The organism is Phreatobacter stygius (assembly GCF_005144885.1).
Taxonomy (GTDB): domain Bacteria; phylum Pseudomonadota; class Alphaproteobacteria; order Rhizobiales; family Phreatobacteraceae; genus Phreatobacter; species Phreatobacter stygius.
The window spans coordinates 4,735,991-4,757,026 of record NZ_CP039690.1 but is presented as its reverse complement, the minus strand read 5'-3'; the positions used below and the strand labels follow the sequence as shown (position 1 = coordinate 4,757,026).

At 65.8% G+C, this 21,036-nt stretch carries 21 protein-coding genes; 9 read left to right on the top strand and 12 right to left on the bottom strand.

All coding sequences use genetic code 11. The features are described from left to right. Nucleotides 1-26 precede the first annotated feature (26 nt). The 4 genes from E8M01_RS22340 to E8M01_RS22325 form a co-directional block, all read right to left on the bottom strand. Nucleotides 27-959 carry a LysR family transcriptional regulator gene (locus E8M01_RS22340; protein WP_136962176.1) on the bottom strand — a complete coding sequence of 311 codons (933 nt, stop codon included), beginning with the start codon at nucleotides 957-959 and terminating at the stop codon, nucleotides 27-29. 190 nt (nucleotides 960-1,149) lie between these two features. Beyond that, nucleotides 1,150-1,839: a hypothetical protein gene (locus E8M01_RS22335; protein WP_136962175.1), complete on the bottom strand. Its 690-nt coding sequence runs from the start codon at nucleotides 1,837-1,839 to the stop codon at nucleotides 1,150-1,152. Beyond that, a complete protein-coding gene (locus tag E8M01_RS22330; RefSeq protein ID WP_136962174.1) occupies nucleotides 1,836-2,249 on the bottom strand; it encodes a RusA family crossover junction endodeoxyribonuclease in 414 nt (137 codons plus the stop codon). The genes E8M01_RS22335 and E8M01_RS22330 overlap by 4 nt, the downstream gene beginning before the upstream one ends. Nucleotides 2,250-2,409: 160 nt before the next feature. Then, the gene (locus E8M01_RS22325; protein ID WP_136964757.1) at nucleotides 2,410-3,336 is read right to left on the bottom strand and encodes a LysR family transcriptional regulator; all 927 of its coding nucleotides are present in this window, start codon (nucleotides 3,334-3,336) and stop codon (nucleotides 2,410-2,412) included. Nucleotides 3,337-3,435: 99 nt separating this feature from the next. Here E8M01_RS22325 and E8M01_RS22320 point away from each other — a divergent pair, with 99 nt between their 5' ends. Both E8M01_RS22320 and E8M01_RS22315 read left to right on the top strand, forming a co-directional pair. Beyond that, nucleotides 3,436-3,843, top strand: a complete 408-nt coding sequence (locus tag E8M01_RS22320; protein WP_136962173.1) for a nuclear transport factor 2 family protein — start codon at nucleotides 3,436-3,438, stop codon at nucleotides 3,841-3,843. Nucleotides 3,844-3,893: 50 nt separating this feature from the next. Beyond that, nucleotides 3,894-4,739 carry a nucleotidyltransferase family protein gene (locus tag E8M01_RS22315; protein ID WP_136962172.1) on the top strand — a complete coding sequence of 282 codons (846 nt, stop codon included), beginning with the start codon at nucleotides 3,894-3,896 and terminating at the stop codon, nucleotides 4,737-4,739. Here E8M01_RS22315 and E8M01_RS22310 read toward each other — a convergent pair. After that, a complete protein-coding gene (locus tag E8M01_RS22310; protein ID WP_170182023.1) occupies nucleotides 4,727-6,505 on the bottom strand; it encodes a methyl-accepting chemotaxis protein in 1,779 nt (592 codons plus the stop codon). The genes E8M01_RS22315 and E8M01_RS22310 overlap by 13 nt on opposite strands. Nucleotides 6,506-6,625: 120 nt before the next feature. Then, nucleotides 6,626-7,309, bottom strand: coding sequence for an HAD hydrolase-like protein (locus E8M01_RS22305; protein WP_136962170.1), 684 nt, complete (start codon nucleotides 7,307-7,309; stop codon nucleotides 6,626-6,628). A 170-nt stretch (nucleotides 7,310-7,479) separates the two neighbouring features. Here E8M01_RS22305 and E8M01_RS22300 point away from each other — a divergent pair, with 170 nt between their 5' ends. Beyond that, nucleotides 7,480-8,955 carry an NAD-dependent succinate-semialdehyde dehydrogenase gene (locus E8M01_RS22300; RefSeq protein ID WP_136962169.1) on the top strand — a complete coding sequence of 492 codons (1,476 nt, stop codon included), beginning with the start codon at nucleotides 7,480-7,482 and terminating at the stop codon, nucleotides 8,953-8,955. A gap of 27 nt (nucleotides 8,956-8,982) precedes the next feature. Here E8M01_RS22300 and E8M01_RS22295 read toward each other — a convergent pair whose 3' ends face one another. Next, on the bottom strand, nucleotides 8,983-10,500 hold the full coding sequence (locus E8M01_RS22295) for an ArnT family glycosyltransferase (RefSeq protein ID WP_136962168.1): 1,518 nt from the start codon (nucleotides 10,498-10,500) through the stop codon (nucleotides 8,983-8,985). Nucleotides 10,501-10,551: 51 nt separating this feature from the next. After that, the gene (locus E8M01_RS22290; RefSeq protein ID WP_170182022.1) at nucleotides 10,552-11,184 is read right to left on the bottom strand and encodes a LysE family translocator; all 633 of its coding nucleotides are present in this window, start codon (nucleotides 11,182-11,184) and stop codon (nucleotides 10,552-10,554) included. 169 nt (nucleotides 11,185-11,353) lie between these two features. Between E8M01_RS22290 and E8M01_RS22285 the strand changes: the two genes are divergently transcribed. Further along, nucleotides 11,354-11,824 carry a CYTH domain-containing protein gene (locus E8M01_RS22285; protein ID WP_136962166.1) on the top strand — a complete coding sequence of 157 codons (471 nt, stop codon included), beginning with the start codon at nucleotides 11,354-11,356 and terminating at the stop codon, nucleotides 11,822-11,824. A gap of 39 nt (nucleotides 11,825-11,863) precedes the next feature. On the opposite strand, the gene E8M01_RS22280 is transcribed toward E8M01_RS22285, so the two are convergent. The 3 genes from E8M01_RS22280 to E8M01_RS22270 all read right to left on the bottom strand — a co-directional run bounded on the left by E8M01_RS22280 (nucleotide 11,864) and on the right by E8M01_RS22270 (nucleotide 14,518). Continuing rightward, on the bottom strand, nucleotides 11,864-12,856 hold the full coding sequence (locus E8M01_RS22280; protein WP_136962165.1) for a Bug family tripartite tricarboxylate transporter substrate binding protein: 993 nt from the start codon (nucleotides 12,854-12,856) through the stop codon (nucleotides 11,864-11,866). Nucleotides 12,857-13,041: 185 nt separating this feature from the next. Further along, nucleotides 13,042-14,109, bottom strand: a complete 1,068-nt coding sequence (locus E8M01_RS22275; RefSeq protein ID WP_136962164.1) for a hypothetical protein — start codon at nucleotides 14,107-14,109, stop codon at nucleotides 13,042-13,044. A 4-nt stretch (nucleotides 14,110-14,113) separates the two neighbouring features. Then, nucleotides 14,114-14,518 (bottom strand): gamma-butyrobetaine hydroxylase family protein, encoded by a 405-nt coding sequence (locus tag E8M01_RS22270; RefSeq protein WP_136962163.1) that lies wholly within the window; start codon nucleotides 14,516-14,518, stop codon nucleotides 14,114-14,116. A gap of 193 nt (nucleotides 14,519-14,711) precedes the next feature. Here E8M01_RS22270 and moaA point away from each other — a divergent pair, with 193 nt between their 5' ends. The 4 genes from moaA (at nucleotide 14,712) to E8M01_RS22250 (ending at nucleotide 18,746) form a co-directional block, all read left to right on the top strand. Continuing rightward, entirely contained in the window at nucleotides 14,712-15,701 is a 990-nt protein-coding gene (gene moaA, locus E8M01_RS22265; RefSeq protein ID WP_246088385.1) for a GTP 3',8-cyclase MoaA, read from the top strand. A 256-nt stretch (nucleotides 15,702-15,957) separates the two neighbouring features. Further along, on the top strand, nucleotides 15,958-16,548 hold the full coding sequence (locus tag E8M01_RS22260) for a hypothetical protein (RefSeq protein ID WP_136962161.1): 591 nt from the start codon (nucleotides 15,958-15,960) through the stop codon (nucleotides 16,546-16,548). A gap of 129 nt (nucleotides 16,549-16,677) precedes the next feature. Continuing rightward, nucleotides 16,678-17,808: an N-methyl-L-tryptophan oxidase gene (gene solA, locus E8M01_RS22255; protein ID WP_136962160.1), complete on the top strand. Its 1,131-nt coding sequence runs from the start codon at nucleotides 16,678-16,680 to the stop codon at nucleotides 17,806-17,808. Beyond that, nucleotides 17,805-18,746, top strand: coding sequence for a DMT family transporter (locus E8M01_RS22250; RefSeq protein ID WP_136962159.1), 942 nt, complete (start codon nucleotides 17,805-17,807; stop codon nucleotides 18,744-18,746). Before solA ends, E8M01_RS22250 begins: the two co-directional genes overlap by 4 nt. A gap of 62 nt (nucleotides 18,747-18,808) precedes the next feature. Here E8M01_RS22250 and nhaA read toward each other — a convergent pair whose 3' ends face one another. Continuing rightward, the gene (gene nhaA / locus E8M01_RS22245; RefSeq protein ID WP_136962158.1) at nucleotides 18,809-20,011 is read right to left on the bottom strand and encodes a Na+/H+ antiporter NhaA; all 1,203 of its coding nucleotides are present in this window, start codon (nucleotides 20,009-20,011) and stop codon (nucleotides 18,809-18,811) included. Between nhaA and E8M01_RS22240 the strand changes: the two genes are divergently transcribed. Next, on the top strand, nucleotides 19,999-20,799 hold the full coding sequence (locus E8M01_RS22240; protein WP_136962157.1) for a type VI secretion system-associated protein TagO: 801 nt from the start codon (nucleotides 19,999-20,001) through the stop codon (nucleotides 20,797-20,799). The two genes, nhaA and E8M01_RS22240, sit on opposite strands and share 13 nt — an antisense overlap. The last annotated feature ends 237 nt before the right edge of the window (nucleotides 20,800-21,036 follow it).

Genomic DNA, 21,036 nt, shown 5'->3' with positions numbered 1-21,036 from the left:
GGCGGCGGCGCCGCCGCCCTGCGGGGTCAGGCCCTGTCGTGCCCCCGCTCCACCACCTCGCGATAGAACTCCAAGAGCAGCTCGGCCTGGCGCGACATGGCGCGCCCGGGCATGCGCAGGATCCGCGAGCGGAAGGTCAGCGGATAGGTCAGCGGCCGCACCACCAGGCGGGAACGGGCCATCGGGCTCAGCGCCGCCTCTTCGACCAGCGCCACGCCAATACCGTTCTCGACCGCCTCGACCAAGGTCGGTGAGGCGGTGATCTCGACATCAACTGGGATATTGGCTCCGCCGCGCCCGAATTCGGCACTGAGCCACCGGCCGAAAATCGTGTTCGGCCCATAGGACACGAAGGTCTCGCCGCGAAAGTCTTCGCGGCCAATGGCGGCGAGACCGCCAAAGCGATGACCCGCCGGCGCGATGCAGACGACATGGTGCTCGCCGATATCCTCCGCCTTGAGCTCCGGCGAGACGGTCATCGAGTGGACCAGCCCGAACTCGGCCCGGCCCGACACCACCGCGTCGATGATCAGCGGGTTGGCCAGGATCTCCAGCTTGACCAGGACATCCGGCTGGCGTTCGCGCAACAGCTTGATGGCCGGTACGGCGAAACGTGTCGCCTGGGTCGGAATGGCCGCCACATGGATCGACACGCCGGTCTCGCCGCGCAACGCGGCGGCCAGCCGCTGGATCGAGTCGTAGCTGCCGAACAGCTGTTCGACCTCCCATTGCAACATCTCGGCTTCGCGCGTCGGGATCACCCGGTTGCCGTCGCGCTGAACCAGCGGCAAGCCGAGGCTGCGCTCGACCTGACGCAGCAGCTTGCTGACGGCGGGCTGGGAGACATCGAGCAAGCGTGCCGCATCGCTGACGCCGCGGGTCGAAAGGACGGCGCGCAGTGCGTCGAGCTGCGCCAGGGTGAGGCGAGGAACACTGGGCTCGTCTTCGGGTTCTGCCATGCCCAAAGGGTATTCCACTTTTCCAGATTGGATAAAATGGTATTGCCGTCGCCTTCCGATGCCGAGGCTGAGCGATCCATGGCCTGACGGCCGTTCAGGCTGCCCGTACGAGCGGCCGGTCGAGCCCCCGGCCGATGTCGAGGACGTGCTTGCTCAGGCGCTCCTGATCACCACTTTCATCGAGGTGACGTCACAGTCTCATTCCTTCCGTCGAAGGCGCGTGGTCTTGGTCGACCGCCTGAAGAAGCACCTTCAACACATCAATGAAGCCTGCCAGTTCCACATCATCGGCCCCAAGTTCGAGACTCCCGTGCGCGATCTGGTTGCGACGATCGGCCAGGCGCCGCAACAGATCGGCTTCCGTAGGTGTGACGTGTCCGTCCGCAGCCAGGACCTCCACGAGACGCCGCGGTGACTGTGCGCGCGCGAATGTTTCGGGCATCAGGCTCCGCGCCAGCGCTTCGAGTGTCGCCCAAGCTATAAGTAAAGCTGGCGCTTGCTGCCCATCTAGCACCAGCTTTTTGACCGATGCTAGGGAAGTCTCAATCGCCGCTTTGGATATCGGCAATATTGCGTCCTGAGCCTGGAATGGTCTCACGAAAAAGACGCGCAGTTCCCAATCCTCAACCTCACTAAATCGACGCTTCAGCTGCGACAGCTTCTGCGTCGAGGCCGAACTGCGCTTGTCAGAAGGCCCCTCAACAATGACTTCGATCGCGAGATTTTTCTTGGGTCCAAGAGCAATCGCGTCGGGAATGTACCCCTGCATAAACGGGGGGAGCAGTTGACGAGAAGGCTCCAGATAAATCGTATAGCCGTCCGCCTCCAGCTGCGGGATAAGTCGTTCGATCACTTGCCGGGATTGTTCGGCAACGGTCATGACAAGTCCTCGAAAGGATCGTCCGTCAGTCGCACATAGAGGAGCGGCTTGGGACGACGCAGGGCCTCTTCAAGCATCGAACTGGGGGTGGCGAAGGGAAAGATGTTCCCCGGCTCGAATTTCTGGACCACCACGCGCTCGACCTGGGAGTCATCAATATAGATATGCCGGCCCAGCGCGTCGAGGATCGGCTTCACGATGTTGTCGATGTCGCCTTCCATCGCTGCGTCCGGAAAATAGTAAAGTGTCGCTGCGACGCGGCCTTCGGTCGCCCAGTGGCCTTCCGGTAGGGCCTGCTTGCTCGCCTCCTTGACCCGCGCTTGCCATTCAATCCTTGAGGCTGCGCGCTTTGTCTGAAGTGACACAGGCGTGCCCTCAACGACGAATTCCAGAGGAAACTCGGGTTCCAATTGTATGTCTCGGCGCGAGTCGTGATGAAAACGGCGAAGAACGCCACATATGAATTCTTGGCACTACCCTATCATTCAACCATCGGTTGTCGAGAGTCCTCGTCAGCCCTTGTGTCATCAAGCCTGCGAGCATTGAAGGCCGATGGCCCAAAGCATCGCCTCAGGCTGCCCGTACGAGCGGCCGGTCGAGCCCCCGGCCGATGTCGAGCACGTGCTTGCGCAGCCAGACCGATCCTTGATCGACCTGGGCGCGGGTCGGATGGAACAGGAATTCCTCGTAGGTCCCGGGATCGACCGGCGGCGGCACGATCGCGAGCCCAAGCGGACCGGCCATCACCTCGATCAGCCGGCGCGGCACGAAACTGACGAGATCGGTGCGGGCGGCCAGATGCAGCGCCTGCAGATAGCTCGGCACGACCATGGCGATCGGCCGCGCCAGGCCTTCCTGGCCGAGCCAGCCGTCGATCGGGTCCTCGCGCTGGCCGCGCCCGACCACCGCCACGTGGCGGGCCGCCAGAAAAGCCTCCAGACGCGTGAGGCCGGCGCCAACCGGATGGTCGCGGCGCACCGCCAGGGCCTCGGTATCGGCGAACAGCCGTTGCCGGTGGAAACCGGCAAAGGCCTCGCCCGTGCAGCCGATGACCAGGTCGATGGCGCGCGCCAGTTCCGCCGTCATGGTGGCCGGGCCACGCCAGGGCGCGATATCGAGCCGGACGCCGGGGGCTTCCCGCGCGATCCGTTCGGACAGCGCCGGCAAGACCAGATCGACGACATGATCCGGCATCATCAGGAGAAAGCGGCGGGAGCTGGTGGCGGCATCAAAACTGTCGGTGACGAACAGGCCGCGCACCTGGTCGAGCGCCTCGGCGAGCGGCTGGCGCAGGGCTTCGGCGCGCGGCGTCAGTTCCATGCGCGCGCCGACCCGCACCAGCAAGGGATCACCGATGAGATCGCGCAGGCGACGGAGCGCATGGCTGGTCGCCGGTTGCGACAGGCCGATGCGCATGGCGGCGCGGCCGACACTCGCCTCGCTCAGCAAGGCGTCGAGCGCGACCAGCAGGTTGAGATCGAGCGAAGCTAAATTCATCCGGTGAAGATACATCATTCGACCTATCGATTGGAAGAATGACGACCCCGGCGCGATGATCCCTCTCGAGCAATCACCCCGCGACGCGAGAGAGCCATCATGAACCCATCCGACAACAAAGCGATCCTGAAGACCGTTTTCGACGCCCTGGCCGAGGGCAATTCCAGGCCCTTCGTCGACAGCATGGCGGAGGAGTTCCGCTGGACCATGGCCGGCGAGAGCCAATGGTCGAGGACCTATGACGGCAAGGCCGCTGTCATGGATCAGCTGTTTCCCCTGCTGCGCGCGCGGATCGAGGGCCGCACCCGAACCATCGCCCAGCGCTTCATCGCCGATGGCGACCTTGTCGTGGTCGAGGCGCGCGGCGCCAACATGGCCAAGGACGGCCGGCCCTACCGGAACCACTATTGCTTCGTCTTCCGGCTCGCCGGCGGCAAGCTGGTCGAGCTGACCGAATATATGGATACCGAGATGGCGATCACGGTATTGGGCGCTCCGCCGGCCTGACGCCGGCCGCCCGGGCTGCGCGTCGCGGCGTCCTCGGCTAGGCTCGGCGGATGACCGATCCGACCATCGACGCCGTGACAAGCGCCCTCACATCCGTTCCCGGCCTGACGGCGCTGGTGCTCGGCGGATCGCGGGCGCGCGGCACAGCCGGGCCCGGCTCCGACTATGATCTCGGCCTCTATTACGCACCGCAGGCGCCGCTTGATGTCGTGGCATTGCAGGCGGCCCTCGAACCCCTGGTCGACATTGCAGGCGAAGCTCAGGTAACCCGCCTTGGTGAATGGGGCCCCTGGATCAATGGCGGCGGCTGGCTGTCGATCGGCGGACGGAAGGTCGACCTGCTCTATCGCGACCTTGGCCGGGTCGGCGACGTGATCGCCGATTGCCGGGCTGGACGCGTGTCCATGGACTACCAGCCGGGCCACCCGCACGGCTTCTGTTCGGCGATCTGGATGGGCGAGGTCGCGCTTTGCCGGCCGCTCTTCGATCGCGGCGAGGCCGTGGCCGCGCTCAAGCAATTGACCACGCCCTATCCCGAAGCGCTGCGCCAGGCGCTGATCGCGCGGTTCCGTTGGGAGGTGCGTTTCGCCATCGAGATCGCCGCGACCGCGATCGCACGCGGTGACCAGACACATATCGCAGGCTCCGCGTATCGGGCGCTCGCCTGCGTGGCGCAGGTCCTGTTCGCCGCCAACCGGCGCTACCTGATCAACGAAAAGGGCGCGCTTGCCGAGACGGAGACCTTGCCGGTCCGCATCCATGGCGTGGTCGAAGACGCATCGGCGATCTGGTCAGCCATCGGCGCGCGGGATTTCGCGACCGCACTCGACCGGCTCCGCACGGTCGCCGCGGCGCTCGAGGCGGCGGTTGCGCGCTCCGCGCTTCAGAGCTTGTAGGCCATGCGCAGGCCACCCCAATGCTTGCCGAAAATGCGGATCGGCGCGTCGATCTCCTTCATCATCACGATGGTGCCGTTGCCCATGTCGCGGGCATAGGACTGGATCAGGAAGGGCCTGACGTTGCGCGCCGCGCTGAGGCCGGCGCGGTCGTCGAAGATGCGTTTGTTGCGGGCATTGACCGCGTTCCAGGCGGGATCGTCAGGCCTCTGCGGCTGTGAGCAGACCTTGTTGTGCACCGGCAGATAGGCGTTGCGGTCGACCGCGGCGCAAAAGGTCATGCGCTTGTCGAGGCCGAGCCAGCGTTCCTGGATCGCCGGCAGGATCGCCTCGAAAGCCCTGAGATAACGCGTGCTGTGCTGCAGCGGATTTGAACCGGCGATTTCGACATAGGCATTGTCGAAAGCATCCTCGCGGGTGAGTTTGCCCGCCTCGATCGCAGCCTCGATGGCGCTGCCGATTTCGGCGGCCGCCTGGACGGCGCGTTCGACCCGTTCGGCATCGGCGGCGCGCAATTCGATCAGCTTGCCGTCGAGTGCCGCCCTGGTCCGTTCGTCGATTTTGACGAACTGGCCGTGCAGACCGAGCGACGACTTGGCGACGACGCGCAGTTGCACCTTGCCGATGCCCGCCATGGCGCAATCATAGTGCCCGCTGTCCTTGATCCGGGAGAGGTCGGGCACCGCGAGCAGCATGCCGTCTTCCGAAAGATCGATCGTCTTGGCCTCGATCGAGATACCCTGGCCGGAGACTTTGACGCCAATATCGGCGGGCAGCCGATCGAAGCGGCGGCGGTCGCCAATCTCCGACTGGCGCAGGAAAATGGTGAAGCGCGAGCGCAGCTTCTCGGTCAGCGCCTGGGCACGCTTGCCGGCCGTGTCCGCCGCCAGTGATGTGTCCTCGGCCTCGCGGGCAGCCTCGTCAATGGCGCCGGCGCCGGACGCAACGGTCTCGACGAAGCGGGCGGTCTCGCCGGCCGAACGCGACAATGCACCAATGCTTGCGACCTGTTCTTCCACTGCATCGGCAACGGAAGCGAAGACCGGGCGGATCGCCTCGACCGCGCCGGCGATCCGCTGCACGGCTGATATCGAAGACTGGCTGTCGGCCTGCAACTGGGCGATACGCCGGGCGATCTCGTCGGTCGCTTTCTGGGTCTCCTGCGACAGCATCTTCACTTCGGTCGCGACCACGGCGAAACCCTTGCCGAGCTCGCCGGCGCGCGCCGCTTCGATCGTCGCATTGAGCGCCAGGAGATTGGTCTGGCGGGCGATCTTGGCGATCAGGCCCACCACCTGGTCGATCTCGGCCGAGGAGGCGCGCAGGCTGTCGACGCTCTGGGACGCGCTGCCGGCCGCCTCGATCGCCTGATCGGTCAGTTGGGTGGCCTGTCGCACCTGGCCGCCGATCTCGGTGGCGCTCTGGGTGAACTTCTCGGTCGCCGAGGCCAGTTCGCGCGAATTCTCCGAGGCGCCGGCGGCAAGCCCGTTCAGGGCGCCCGAGCGCTCACGGATGGCGGCGAGCGCACGCGCGGCCGCAGCCGTGCCGTCATGGACCTTGTCAGCCGAAGACGAGACGTCGCGGATGACGGCCATCAGATCGGATTCGACGAGATCGATGGTGTCGCGCACCTGGGCGATCTCGGCTTTCAGCCTGATGATTTCAACCTCGGCCGCGCTCGGCCCGGCGGCGGGAGGAGGTCCAGCCTCATGCGCATGCACGGCGTCGCTCTTGCGGCGCCCTTTGAGCAGATGGCCGAAGCCCATGGCGGTCTCCTCGAGGCCCGGCATCGCGATGCCGGGCCATTTGACCGCCGACCCTAAGAAATTGAGGTAAATGGGATCTTAATATTTCACCTTACCCAAGGGAATTTGTTCAAAAATCACCTAGCGGACAGCGGCCTGCGCCAGCAGCCGGGCAACTGTTGCCGGCAGGTCGTGGTAGTCGTCGAGGATGACATCCGGATTGAGTTCGGGCAGCGGGATGGCGGTATAGCCGCCGGAATAGGCGACCAGCGGCACCCGGGCCGCCTGGGCGGTGCGGATATCGGTCTCGGAATCGCCGATCATCACCGCCTTGGCCGGATCGCCGCCGGCATCCCGGATGGTGAAGATGAGGTGGTCGGGATGGGGTTTGCGCACCGGATAGGTGTCGAAGCCGGTGATGACCTGGAAGTGGCGGGTCAGATCCAACTCGTCGAGCAGCTTCACCGCCAGGCGATGCAGCTTGTTGGTGCACACCGCGAGCAGCATGCCTTCGGCCGCGAAGTGGTCGAGTGCCGCGACAATGCCCGGATAAGGCCGGCTGGCCGCGGCGATGCGCTTTTCGTAGGCCACGACATAGCGGCCAAAGACCTCGTCGATCTCGTCCTGGGTGCTGCCCCTGCCCTGCAGCTTCAGCGCCTTCTCGATCATCGGTTTCATGCCGTGGCCGATCAGGTTCTTGGCCTGGACGAGATCGACGGGATCGAGGCCTTCGGCCTCCAGGAGCCAGGACAGCGTGCCGATCAGATCGGGATGGGTATCGACGAGCGTGCCGTCGAGGTCGAAGACGATGGTGGGGGCGGTCATGGGGACTCGGGCTGGCGTGGTTTCGAGAGAGCAGGCCCCTCATGCCGGATCAGGCCATGACTGTCACGCTCATCGCGCCTGCCCTGCGCTGGACGGGATGCATGCGCCAGATGCCGATGCTAGAGAGCGTCCGCCCCATTCCACATGGCCCGAACTGGCTGGAGCCCCCCATGAACGCGCCGCTCAAATCCTCGCCGCTGCCGCTGAAGGATCCCTCGCTCCTCAAGTCGCAATGTTATGTCAACGGCGAATGGATCGGCTCCGGCACCGATCCGGTGATCAATCCGGCGACCGGCCAGACCATCGGCCACGTGCCGCGCTTCGGCGCAAGGGAAGCGGCCGAGGCGGTCGAACATGCCGACAAGGCGTTCAAGCTCTGGTCGAAGACGACCGCCAAGGAACGCTCGAACATCTTGCGCAGGTGGTTCGACCTGATCATCGCCAATACCGACGACCTCGGCCTGATCATGACCGCCGAGCAGGGCAAGCCGCTGTTCGAATCCAAGGGCGAGGTCGGTTATGCCGCCTCCTTCGTCGAGTTCTATGCCGAGGAAGCCCGCCGCATCTATGGCGAGATGATCCCGACCCATCGCAACGACGCGCGCATCCTGGTGCACAAGCAGCCGATCGGCGTCTGCGCCGCCATCACGCCGTGGAATTTCCCGGCCGCCATGATCACCCGCAAATGCGCCCCGGCGATCGCGGTCGGCTGCGCCACCGTGATCAAGCCCGCCCCGGAGACGCCGCTGACCGCGCTGGCGCTCGCCGAACTCGCCCACCGCGCCGGCATTCCGGCCGGCGTGTTCAACGTCATCACCGGCGACGCCGCACCGATCGGCAAGGTCTGGTGCGAGCATCCGACGGTGCGCTTCATCGGCTTCACCGGCTCGACCCCGGTCGGCAAGCTGTTGATGCAGCAGGCTGCTTCCACCGTGAAGCGGGTCGGCCTGGAGCTTGGCGGCAATGCACCCTTCATCGTCTTCGACGATGCCGATATCGACGCCGCCGTCGAGGGCGCCATGCTGTCGAAATACCGCAACATGGGTCAGACCTGCGTCTGCGCCAACCGCATCTTCGTCCAGGACGAGGTGCATGACGAGTTCGTCGCCAAGTTCACCGCCAAGGTCCGCGAGCTGAAGGTCGGCAACGGCCTCGACGCCGGCGTCACCCAGGGGCCGCTGATCAAGCCGGCGGCGGTCGACAAGGTCGAGAGCCACGTCCAGGACGCGCTGGCCAAGGGCGCCAAGCTGGAAACCGGCGGCCATCGCCATGCGCTTGGCCACACCTTCTTCGAGCCGACCGTGCTGTCGGGCATGACCTCGGACATGATCGTCACCCGCGAGGAGACCTTCGGGCCGCTCGCCCCGGTCTACAGGTTCAAGACCGAGCAGGAGGCGATCGACCTCGCCAATGCCAGCCAGTACGGCTTGGCGAGCTATTTCTACGGCCGTGACATCGGCCGCATCTTCCGCGTCGCGGAGGCGCTGGAATATGGCATGGTCGGCATCAATACCGGCCTGATCGGCGTCGACGTGGCGCCGTTCGGCGGCGTCAAGGAATCCGGTCTCGGCCGCGAGGGTTCACATCACGGCACCGAGGAATTCCTCGAGATCAAATATATGCTGCTGGCCGGCCTGGATAAGTGAGCCGGGCGAGCCGACCGGCGCCGCGCGTCAGCGCAGCGCCAAGGCCCGTGGCGTGGCGGACTTCAGTCCGCCCGCCCGGACAATGACCAGATCGAGCTCCGGTCGGCCCAGGCGGCCGACCGTTGCTTTTTCGGGCTCCCCGAGGACGTCGAACTGGCTCGCCAGCGCCGCCTGTTGCCGCGCATAGGTGCCGGCAAGCGCCACGATGATCACCTGGCGGCCGGCGAAACTGCGCTGGTCCTGGCGGAAGCCGAAACCCCGCGGGTCGGGCCCGAGCACGATCACCGGCGCGATGTCGCCAATGGCCAGGTCGACTTTGCCGCCCTCGTTCCAGGTGAGGCCGGCGACCACCGGACCGCTCGGCTGGCCGGCGCCGCGGGCGATGAGCAGCGGCCGGAGCTCGGTCCAGTTCAGCGCGTCGAGCGTCGGGTCGGCCCTGACCGGCACGCCGAAGCGGGTCAGCGCACCGGTCGCGCCGATGATGCCGAGGCCGAGCGACAGGCCGACAGCGAGCCCCGCGCACCATTTGGCCCAGGTCTCGGACGACGGCTTGGCGTCGGGGTTTTCGACAAGCCAGAGACCGAGCAACGGGAAGACGAAGAACCAGCCCGGCATCGGCCAGTGCGGCAGCGCCCAGCCCGACCAGAGCGACTGAAGCGTGAAATAGCCGATGCTCGGCAGCGCCAGCGCGATCAGGAACAGCCGGCGTGGATCCTTGATCTGGCCGAAGGCCGCGACCCCGGCATAAGCCAGCGGCACGGCAACCCAGGGCGCCAGCCAGACGAACTGACCGACCACCATTTGCGCGAAGGCCGGAAAGGTCAGGCCGTTGCCGCCGCCCCTGCCCGCCTGGAACTTCAGCGAGGCCCAGTCATGGCTCATGTTCCAGACGATGACCGGGCTGACCAGCACGGCTGCGATCAGCGCGCCGAGCCAGGGTGCCGGATGCAGCAGGTGGCGCCGGTGCGGCGTCGCCAGCATGAAGATGGCGAGCCCGAAAATGACGAAGACCGCGGAATATTTGGAAAGACCCGCAAGCCCGAAGCAGAGGCCGGCGACCACCCAGGCGCCCCAGGCCGACGGCGCCTCGCCATCTTTCGGGAAGAACAGGCGGGCCAGCGCCAGCATGCCGGCCGAGAGGCAGAACAGCAGCGGCCCGTCCGGCACAACCCAGGTGCCGGGAGATGCCAGGAAAAAGACCGAGACATTCAAGGCGAAGACGGCCCAGGCGGCAGCCCAGCCGCCGAACAGCCGCTCGGTCAGGCGGAACATCAACCAGGATGTCAGGGCAAACAGCAGCACGAAGGGCAGCCGGACCGCCCAGCTCGTGCCGAACAGCTTCATCGCCCCATGGGCGAGCCAGATGTGCAGCGGCGGATGGTCGAAATAGGACAGGGCCAGGAAACGCGCCTGGCCGAGCGTATAGCTCTCGTCGACGCCGAAGCCGAGCAGGCTCGCGAACACCACACGCAGGGCCGTGAAGGCCAGGATGACGATCAGCGCGGCGCGGGCGGGATCGGTCGAGAGGCGATCGAAGGGTTTCATGCCGCGCCGATTAAAGCGCTTTGCGGCTTCAGGGAAGCAAAACCACGCCGCTCACGCCCGGGCGCGATAGCTCGAGATCGCGTCCGAGATCGATTTGGCGCCGAACAGCACGAAGGTGACGCCGACGACGCGCGTGATGATCAGGCCGTGGCCGAGGAAGAAACGGCGGACCGGCGCGAGGCCCGCGACCGACACCAGGATCATATCGGCCATGATGAAGCCGAAGAAGGCCACCGCCATGACGGAAGGGGCCATGTCCCAGGTGAGCAGGCCGGAATAGTGACCGACCAGCACGGTGAACATGGCGACCGAGACCGGATAGGCCTTGGGATTGGTGACGCCGAACAAGAGACCTGCGGCGAGCGGATGCCTGAAGCCGATGACCGTCGTGCCCGAGGCTTCCTTGGCCATGATTGCCTTGGTGCCAAGGAAGATCAGATAGAGCCCGCAGAACAGGCCGAGCGCCTCGAACAGCATGGGCCCCAACTGGTTGACGCCGACGATCGCCGCCAGCGCCAGGGTGCCCCAGAGCACGTCACCGACCAGGTGACCGGTGACGAACCAGGCACCGGCGCCGCGCCCGTCCTTGGCCGAGAGCGCGAACAGGGCGAGGAAGGCCGGCCCGGGCGTCAGGACATAGATCATCGCAGCGGCAATGGTGGCAAAGAACAGACCAAGGGTCATGGGGGAGCCCGCAGGAGGTGAGGTTTGCATCTGACCATTGCCGGGCACCTGAGCGCAATCCTTCTGCGTCGGGAGGCAGATCCGCCACCTGAGGTGGCTTGCCCATCCCGGCATCGGCGGGCACATTGTCCCGCCCCTTGTATTTTCGGGCGATCGAGGACCGTCCTTCATGGCGATCGAAATCGAGCGCAAATTTCTGGTTGTCGGCGAGGCCTGGCGGCGCGGCGCGACGGTCAAGCCGATCGAACAGGGTTATCTGTTTTCCTCGCCCATGGTCTCGGCCCGCATTCGCCTGGTCGACGGCACCGCGACGCTGACCCTCAAGGGCGAGCGTGCCGGCCTGGCGCGCGACGAGTTCGAATATGCCATCCCGATCGCCGACGCCAGGGACCTGATGCGGCTCAGCCAACATCCGCCGATCGTCAAGCTGCGCCATGAGGTGGTCTATGCCGGCAAGCTGTGGGAGGTCGACGAATTCACCGGCCGGCATGCCGGGCTGGTCATCGCGGAAATCGAGCTCGACCATGCCGACGAAGTCTTCGAGCGCCCCTCCTGGCTTGGCCAGGAAGTGACCCACGATCGCCGCTACCGCAACTCGGCGCTGATTGCCTCGGGCATTCCGGGCGAGCAGGCGGCCTGAGCGGCGCCGGGCGGCAGGAGCGCCGCCCGGACCGGCACGTCAGTTCTGCAAGGTGATGCCGGCCTTGGTGATGATCTCGTCGAACTTCGCCATTTCGGACAGCGACTTCGCCTTGAACTCGTCCGGTGTGGAGGGTGTGGACGCCGCCCCCATTTCTTCGAAACGGCTGACCACCGACGGTTCCGAGAGCGAGTCGCGCAGCGCCTGGGTCAACCGGTCGCAGATCTCCTTTGGCGTGCCCTTGGGCGCCAGGAAGCCGTTCCAGGAGGTGATGTCGAAGCCCGGCAAGGTCTCGGCGAGCGGCGGGATCTCCGGCGCGATCTTGGCGCGCTGGGCCGAGGTCACGGCCAGTCCGCGGATCGAACCTGCCTTGTAATGCGGATAGGGCGAGGTGAAATTGTCGAACGACAGTTTCACTTCGCCATTGATCAGGGCCTGCACCAGGGCCGCCGAGGAGCGCATCGGCACATGGATCAGCTTGGTGCCGGTGAGCTGCATGAACAGTTCCGCCGACAGATGGATCGACGTGCCGATGCCCGACGAGCCGAAATTCTCCTTGCCCGGATTGGCTTTGAGATAGGCGATGAATTCAGGCAGCGTCTTGGCCGGGATCGACGGGTGAATGCACATGAAGTTCGGCTGGGCCGACGACAGGCTGAGGAATTCGAAATCCTCGATCGGTTTGAACGGCAACCGCTCGCGGTAGAGGATCGGATTGATCCCGTGGTTCGAGATCGTCGTCATGCCGATCGTGTAGCCGTCATTGGCCGAGCGGGCGAGCGCGGCGACGCCGACATTGCCGCCGGCCCCGGCGCGGTTCTCGATGATGAAGCCCTGGCCGAGCCGCTGCTGCAGGCGCTCGCCGACGATGCGGCCGATGACATCGGTCGAGCCGCCCGCCCCGAACGGCACGATCACGGTGACCGGGCGGTTCGGATAGGCCTGGGCAAAGCCCTCGCGCGCCACAAGGGGCGAAGCGATTGCGCCGGCGGCAAGCCCGAACGCGGTTCGTCTGGTGATGCGGATGGTCATGGTTCCTCCCGGGAAAGCTTGCGGCTTTTGGCCGTCGTTACCAGGAAGGTAGCACGGGTTCCGGCAGTTTCAATCGCGCCCGGCGCACCGGGGGCGGCAAACCCGTGACGGAGCCGGACACAATCAAAAGAGCCCGCGCGACGGCGGGCTCTCGCAGTCGATGAAAGCTGATCCGCGCGTCGTGCTCAGGCCTCCGACGGCAGGCTCTTCAACTGTTTCGGCAGGGCCGCGAGATCGGCCTCCAATTCGCCGAGGCGGGCGCGATGGGCAGCCTCCGCCTCGGTGCGATTGGTATAGTCGATGCCGGCGACGACGAATTTCTCGCCGCGCAGGAAGCCCGACTTCTTGATCGCCACGCCGTTCGCCTTCAAATCCTCGAGCGCCTTCTGGGCGGCGGTGATCTTGGCGTTGACCGCGGCGTTCTGCTCGAGGATCTGAGCCCGGTCGCGCCGGCGCGCCTCGCCGTCGATCCGGTCCTGCCGCGCCTTGATCCGCGCCTTGTAGTCGATGGCATCGAGCCATTCGGTGCGCTGGCAGACCACCAGGAGCGAGGCGGTGGTGTTGGCGGCCCAGCCGAGCCCGAAGGCGCCGAGCACGGCTTCCGGCTCGCGCCGGCTGCCCTGGCGCATCACCTTCTGGTGCTCGTGATAGGTCAGGCTCTTGTCGAGCGGCACAACCAGCTTGATCTCCCACTGGTCCTCGTTGAGCGAGGCGATCAACTGGTCGAGCTTTGCGGTGATGTCAGGCACGTCGACCGTTACGGCGCCGAGGCTCCACTCCTTGTCGCCTTCGGTCTTGGTCCAGGATGGGAACAGATCGACGGTGAACTGTTTTGTGGCGATCCACGGAATCATGGTGGCGGTCTCGGGGCTTGTCTGGGGGCTGGAGGCGGGAAGCGGCGCGGCGCTGACCAGGGCCGGCTCGGGCACGGCAACCGGCGCCGGCGGGGTGACCGGCATGGACGGCGGCTCGTCGATCGGGTCGGCAGGACCCGGATCGGGCTCGGAGGGCTCGTCGGGGTTCGATGGCTCGGGATCCGGCGACGGTTCGCCTGGATCCTGCAGGGCCGGCTCCTGACGCTGCGGATCGGCGACCGTGGCTCCGGCCGCTCGCGCCTGGGTGATCTCCGGGGCCTGCGGGGGCTGCACTTGTGGGGGCTGGACTTGCGGCGGCTGGACTTGCGGGCGCTGCGGCAGGGGATCGGCCAGCAAGGCGCTCAGTTCATCCAGGACCACCAGATCCTTGTCGTCCAAGGGCTCAACGCGGTCGGCGTTCTCTTGAGCCGCCCGTGGCCGCGAGCCCTTCGAGGTACCGGTTCCAGATGACGGCGTGGTCGCGTCCGAGCTCATACAGATAGTCCCATGAAAAAATCCCGGTGGAATGCAGATCGTCAAAGGACAGCCTGATCGCGTAATGGCCCACGCGATCGATGCCGATCACCTGCACGTCCTTCTTGCCCGCGACGAATTTCCGTTCCGACGGCGAATGGCCTTGGACTTCCGCCGAAGGACTCTCGACGCGCAAATATTCCGCATCCAGGGCGAAAATGTGCCCGTCCTCGAAGCTTACCGTCAGCCGGCGCTTGTCGGCGGACAGCCTGAGCTCGACCGGCCAGGCATGGCCCCGGCCCGTCGCGCTCTCGACGGCGCTGACTTCGGCCATCGCGGCGTCTCCCCGATTCCCGTTATTGCCTCTGCCTGGACAGGTAGACGTTTCGCCAGCGATCTTCAACGGCAGTGGGCGTGACGAAGCCACAAAGGTCGCCTAAATAGAAGGAGAAGTCGGTTGGTGCCCTGTGGCGCCGGCCGCGGGGTAAGCCATGTTCGACCATGCCGCATCCGTAAGGCCAACGCCGATGATCGATCCTTTCGGTCGCGGCATCGACTATCTGCGTGTCTCGGTGACGGACCGTTGTGACTTCCGCTGCGTCTATTGCATGGCGGAAAACATGACTTTCCTGCCCAAGAAGGACCTGCTGACGCTCGAAGAGCTCGATCGGTTGTGCTCGGCCTTCATCGACAAGGGCGTGAAGAAGCTGCGCCTGACCGGTGGCGAGCCGCTGGTGCGCAAGGATGTGATGACGCTGTTCCGTTCGCTGTCGCGCCACCTGGAAACCGGTGCGCTCGACGAATTGACGGTCACCACCAACGGATCGCAGCTCGCCAAATATTCAACCGAGCTCGCGGCCCTCGGTGTCAAGCGCATCAATGTCTCGCTCGATACGCTCAATCCGACGCTGTTCCGCACGATCACCCGCTGGGGCGATCTGAACGACGTGCTCGGCGGCATCGACGCGGCGCTGGCCGCCGGCATCCACGTCAAGATCAATGCGGTGGCGCTCAAGGGCGTCAACGAGGCGGAAATCGAGGACCTGATCGTCTGGGCCCACGGCAAGGGCATGGACATCTCGTTCATCGAGGTCATGCCGCTCGGCGATATCGAGCCTTCGCGCCTCGACCAGTACCTGCCGCTGTCGATGGTCCGCGCCCGCCTGATGGACCGCTGGACCCTCGCCGAGAGCGACCATCGCACCGGTGGTCCGGCCCGTTATGTCACGGTGAACGAGACCGGCGGGCGCATCGGCTTCATCACCCCGATGACCCATAATTTCTGCGAGAGCTGCAACCGGGTCCGGGTCACCTGCACCGGCACCCTGTTCATGTGCCTCGGCCAGGAGGACGCCGCCGACCTGCGTTCGCCGCTGCGCGCCTCCGAAGCCAACGACCTGATCTACGCCGCGATCGACCGGGCCATCGCGCGCAAGCCCAAGGGCCATGACTTCATCATCGACCGGCGCACCAAGCGGCCGTCGGTGACCCGCCACATGAGCATGACCGGCGGCTGAAGCGGCTGTTACATAACTGTGACCGGCGATCGCTCGCCGGCAATCGTTTGCACGGCAAAACGATGGGCAGGCTTGCGCCGCGCGGCCGGGACCGCCGCGCTTTGGCCGTAATTTGCCGGCGTATGGCGCCATCAAGACGCTGATGGTCCGACACCCCTGCGCGTGTGTTTCGCGGGGCGGACTGGCGTTGCGCAGCCAAGAATGAATCTGGCCGGAGCAACGACGCTCGTGGCCTCCCGGGTATAGGGTGACCGCGATGACCCAATCATCTCTGTCGCAGCCTAGTCCTGCTGCCGTGCAGGACGAGCTGGGGCGCATTTTGCAATCATCCTTCGTGCCCGAAGGGTCGTTGCTGGCCAAAATGCTGACCTATGTGGTCGAGCAGACGCTGGCTGGCGACGATCGCTCGATCAAGGCCTATACGATCGCGGTCGAAGCGCTTGGCCGGCCGGCCAATTTCGAGCCGGACCGCGATTCGACGGTCAGGGTCGCCGCGATGCGGCTGCGCGGCGCGCTCGACCTCTATTACAGCGGTCCCGGCGCCAGTTCGCCAACACGGATCAAGATGGTGCCCGGGTCTTATCGGCCGATCTTCGAGACGGTGGCCGTGGAGACGCAGCCGTCCGTCCCCCCGGCCTTCGCCCGGCTGGCACGCGGCCTGGTTTCGACCCGGACCCTGCTGATCGTGCTCAGCGCCATGATGACGATCAACTTTGCCATGACCATTTCGCTGATGAGCCTGCAGATGCAGGCCCAGGCCAAGGATGGCCAGCCGGAAAAATCGGTCGCCGTCTATGAGCTGATCCAGCACGACATCCAGCGCAGTTTCGGCCAGGCCCTGGACTAAACACTTGGCGCGGTACCGATCGTCGATGGCTCCTCGTCCGGCGGGCGGCTGACCTTCGCAACCCGCGCTCGACGCCGGCGCCAGACGTGATTAGCTGAGCGCCAGGGAAGAAACGACCGGAGCACAGACGTGCCCAGCTATGACGTGATTGTCGCCGGCGTCGGTGCCATGGGCTCGGCTGCCTACTGGCAGCTCGCCCGCCGGGGTCAGCGGGTGCTCGGCCTGGAGCGCTTCGACATCCCGCACGCGATGGGCTCGTCGCACGGCATCAACCGGATCATCCGGCTCGCCTATTTTGAACACCCCTCCTATGTGCCGCTGCTGCGGCGCGCCTATCAGCTCTGGCGCGAGACCGAACAGCTGTTCGGCGAACAGCTGCTCTATGTCACCGGTGGCCTCGATATCGGAGCCGCGGACGGGCGGGTGGTGACTGGCTCGCTCGCGGCTTGCGCCCAGCACGATCTCGACCATGAGCTGATCGACGCCAAGGAGCTGATGCGCCGCTTCCCCGGCTACCGCCTGGCGCCCGATCACGTCGGCAACTACCAGCCGGACGCGGGCTTCGTGATGAGCGAGCGCGCCATTGTCGCGCAGGCGACCATGGCCATGGCGGCCGGCGCCGAGATCCGGGCGCGTGAACCGATCACCGGCTGGGAGCCGACAGCCGGCGGCGGCGTCAGGGTCACGACATCGAAGGGACATTACGAGGCCGGCCGGCTGATCCTCTCCACCGGCGCCTGGATCGCCGACCATGTCCCGGCGCTCGCCAATCTCGCCGTGCCGGAACGCCAGGTGCTCGGCTGGTTCCAGCCCAGGCAGCCGGAGCATTTCAAGCTCGGCGCCTTCCCTGTCTCGGTCGTCCAGACGGCGGCCACCACCTGCTATCAGTTCCCGGTCTTCGGCGTGCCCGGCTTCAAGATCGGCCTTTACAATCACCTGAAGCAGCGCGGCCATGCCGACGCCCTGTCGCGCGAGCCCGATGCCGAGGACGAGGCCGTGTTGCGCGCCGTCGTCCGCGAGGTGTTCCCGGGCGCCGACGGCGCGACGCTGGCCTTGAGAGCCTGCATGTTCACCAATACGCCCGACGAACATTTCATCATCGACACCTTGCCGGGTCACCCTCAGGTGGTCGTTGCCTCCCCCTGTTCAGGCCACGGCTTCAAATTCGCCAGTGTCGTGGGCGAGATTCTGGCCGATCTCGCCACCAAGGGCACGACCCGCCACGATCTCGCGCTGTTTCGCCTGGGCCGCCTGGCATGACACCCCTGACGCTTGCGGCCTCCACCCCCGATGCCAACCGCCGTGGCATCGTCGCGATGCTCGGCGCCATGGCCTTCTTCGTCACCAACGATACGCTGGTGAAGATCGTCGCCGCCGATCTGCCGTCGGGCCAGCTCATCGCCATCCGCGGCGTCTTCGCCACCACGCTCGTGGTCATCTGGCTGTTCGCCGCCGGCCATCTCCGGGCCATTGGCCGCATCCTGTCGCCGCTTGTGCTCGGCCGGGCGATCAGCGAGGCAACGGTCGCCTTCCTGTTCATCACCGCGCTGAAGAGCATGCCGATCGGCGACATCACGGCGATTTCACTGATCACGCCGCTGGTGATCACTGCCCTGTCGGTGCCGCTGCTCGCCGAAAAGGTCGGCTGGCGCCGCGGCCTGGCGGTGGTGGCCGGCTTCATCGGCATGCTGTTCGTGGTCAAGCCGACCGGCGCCGGTTTCACCGCCGGCTTCGCCACGGCGCTGGCGCTCGCCAGCGTGCTGTTCTGCGCGCTCCGCGACCTGATCACCCGCTTCATCGACCCGACCATCCCGACCCTGGTGATCACGCTCTCGACCTGCCTGGCGGTCGGGCTGTTCGGCGCGGCCGCCGTCCCGTTCCAGGGCTGGGTCAGCCCGAGCTGGCAGCATATCGGTCTGCTCGCGGCCGCCTCGGTCGTGCTGGTCATCGGCAATTTCTGCATGATCCAGGCGTTCCGCGGCGTCGAGGTGTCGCTGGTCTCGCCGTTCCGCTACAGCGTGATGATCTGGGCGCTGATTTCAGGCATCGCGGTGTTCGGCGACTGGCCGGACTGGGCGAGCTGGGCCGGCATGGCGATCATCATCGCGTCCGGCCTCTATACCTTGCACCGCGAGACCACCCGCCTCAGCCGGCCGATCAGCGCCGCCGAGGCTACCGTGCGCACGCCGCCGTCCTGAACCATCGGTCTCGGCCAGACCGCCGCAATCGCGGCGCCGGCCGCCGGCCGCGCATCAGGGCGTCACGCCGCTTTGGCGGGCGGCGGCGCGGGTTTGGCCACCAGCAGCACCAGCGTGCCGACCAGAGCCGACAGCAGCGAGCCCATCAGCACGCCGATCTTGACCTCGTTCTGAAGGAGTTCCGAGGTCGGGAAAGCCAGGAGCCCGATGAACAGGCTCATGGTGAAACCGATGCCGCAAAGCAGCGAGACGCCATAGACCTGCGGCCAGGAGGCGTTTTCCGGGCAATCCGCCCAGTCGAGCTTCACCGCGATCCAGGTGGTCAGGAATACGCCGATCTGCTTGCCGAGGAACAGGCCGGCGGCAATGCCCAGCGGAACCGGAGCGACCAGCGCCGCGACATTGATGCCGGACAGCGAGACGCCGGCATTGGCGAAGCCGAAGACCGGCACGATCAGGTAGGCGACCCAGGGGTGGAGCGCATGTTCAAGAATATGCAGCGGCGAATGCGGGTCGTCGGGCCTGCCCGGCGAGGTGCGCAGGGGAATGGTCAGCGCCAGCGCGACACCCGCGAGGGTCGCATGGATCCCCGATTTCAGCAGGAAGAACCAGAGAGCCGCGCCGAGGACGAGATAGACCGGCAGTCTCTCGACCCCCATGCGGTTGAGACCGGCGAGCACCACCAGGACGGCGAGCGCGGCCGCGAACCAGGCAAGCGAGAGATCGGCTGTGTAGAAAGCGGCGATGATCGCGATCGCGCCGAGATCGTCGATGATGGCAAGCGCCGTCAGGAAGATCTTCAACGACACCGGGACCCGCGAACCGATGAGCGCCAGGACGCCCAGTGCGAAGGCAATGTCGGTGGCGGTTGGAATGGCCCAGCCGCGCAGCGTCGGGGGCGTTCCGACATTGAGCGCCAGATAGATGACAGCGGGTGCGACCATGCCGCCGGCGGCGGCGATGCCCGGCAGCACGCGCCGCGGCCAGGTCGAGAGCTGTCCGTCGACAAATTCCCGCTTGATCTCCAGGCCGACCAGGAGAAAGAACAGGGCCATCAGCCCATCATTGATCCAATGCAGCACGCTGAGCGGGCCGATATAGGTCTTCAGCACGGCGAAATAGATTGGCGCCGCGGCCGAGTTCGCCATCACCATGGCAACCGCCGCGGCCACCATCAGGACGATGCCGCCGCTGGCCTCGCTTGCGATAAAAGCGCGCAGGGCGGATATCGGGCGGTGCGGTGAAGCGCTGGATGGACGTGTCATGCGTATTTGTATCCATCCTGGTCAAGGCGCGCCAGATGTCTCGCATCAGGGCGCGGGTCCGGCATGCACAGCCTTTGATCGAGCCCGAGCACTGCTGCACTATCCTACGATTGACCTGCCGACGATGCGCCAGCAAGGTCTGGCCAATGAATATCCTTCGCCATATCACGATCCAATGTGCTGCGCTTGCCCTGCTGGCCGGGCCAGCCCTGCCTCAAGGCGACGCACTGGCCAACGTCAAACGGTGCGCGTCGATTCTCCAGGATGTGGAACGCCTACGCTGTTTCGACGCGGCGGCGCGGTCGCTGGAGGCAACCGGAACATCACCCGGTACCGGCAGCGGGACGTCCAATAGCGGGGCGTCCAGTAGCGGAACCTGGGATGTTCAGGCCGGCCGGCCGCAGCCCGACGGGACGATCCCGGTCATGGCCATCCAGCGCCCGACCGGCCAGTCCGGCGACGAGAGCATCGTGCTTCGGGTCGGCTGCGCCGATGGACGGACCGTCCTGTCGGTGTCGCGAGATCCCGTTATTGCACGCAGTGCCTCCACCCTGGTCACGCTTCACGTCAATGATCGTCTCGTGCTCAGCGATCTCTGGGTCTCGTCGACCAACTATCAATCCGCGGCCATGCCGGGCGATGTCGCCGACTTTCTGCGCTCGCTTCCCGACGCGGGACGGCTATCGGTCCGTCTCGAGGGATCACGTGGCTTTCGCTTCGAGGGAACCTTCGAACTGCAGGGCATCGATCTGGTCCGCCGCCGCGTGGCGCAGGCCTGTCGCTGGTAGGCCGGCGCCGGCGCGGTCCACAGCGGCATGGCACGGCGATGACACGGTCGCCTTCGACTTCCGTCGTAAGTCGTTCCACGCATGATGCACTGACATTTCAGCGTTTTTTCCGAAATGATGCCGCCGGTTCACGCACAACAGACGTCGTTTTCGGTGGATCTGCCTTGCAACAAACTATTGTGCAGATGACAAGCGTGGCATAGACAAGCCGCGGTGTTTCGGCACCAAGAGACTGGT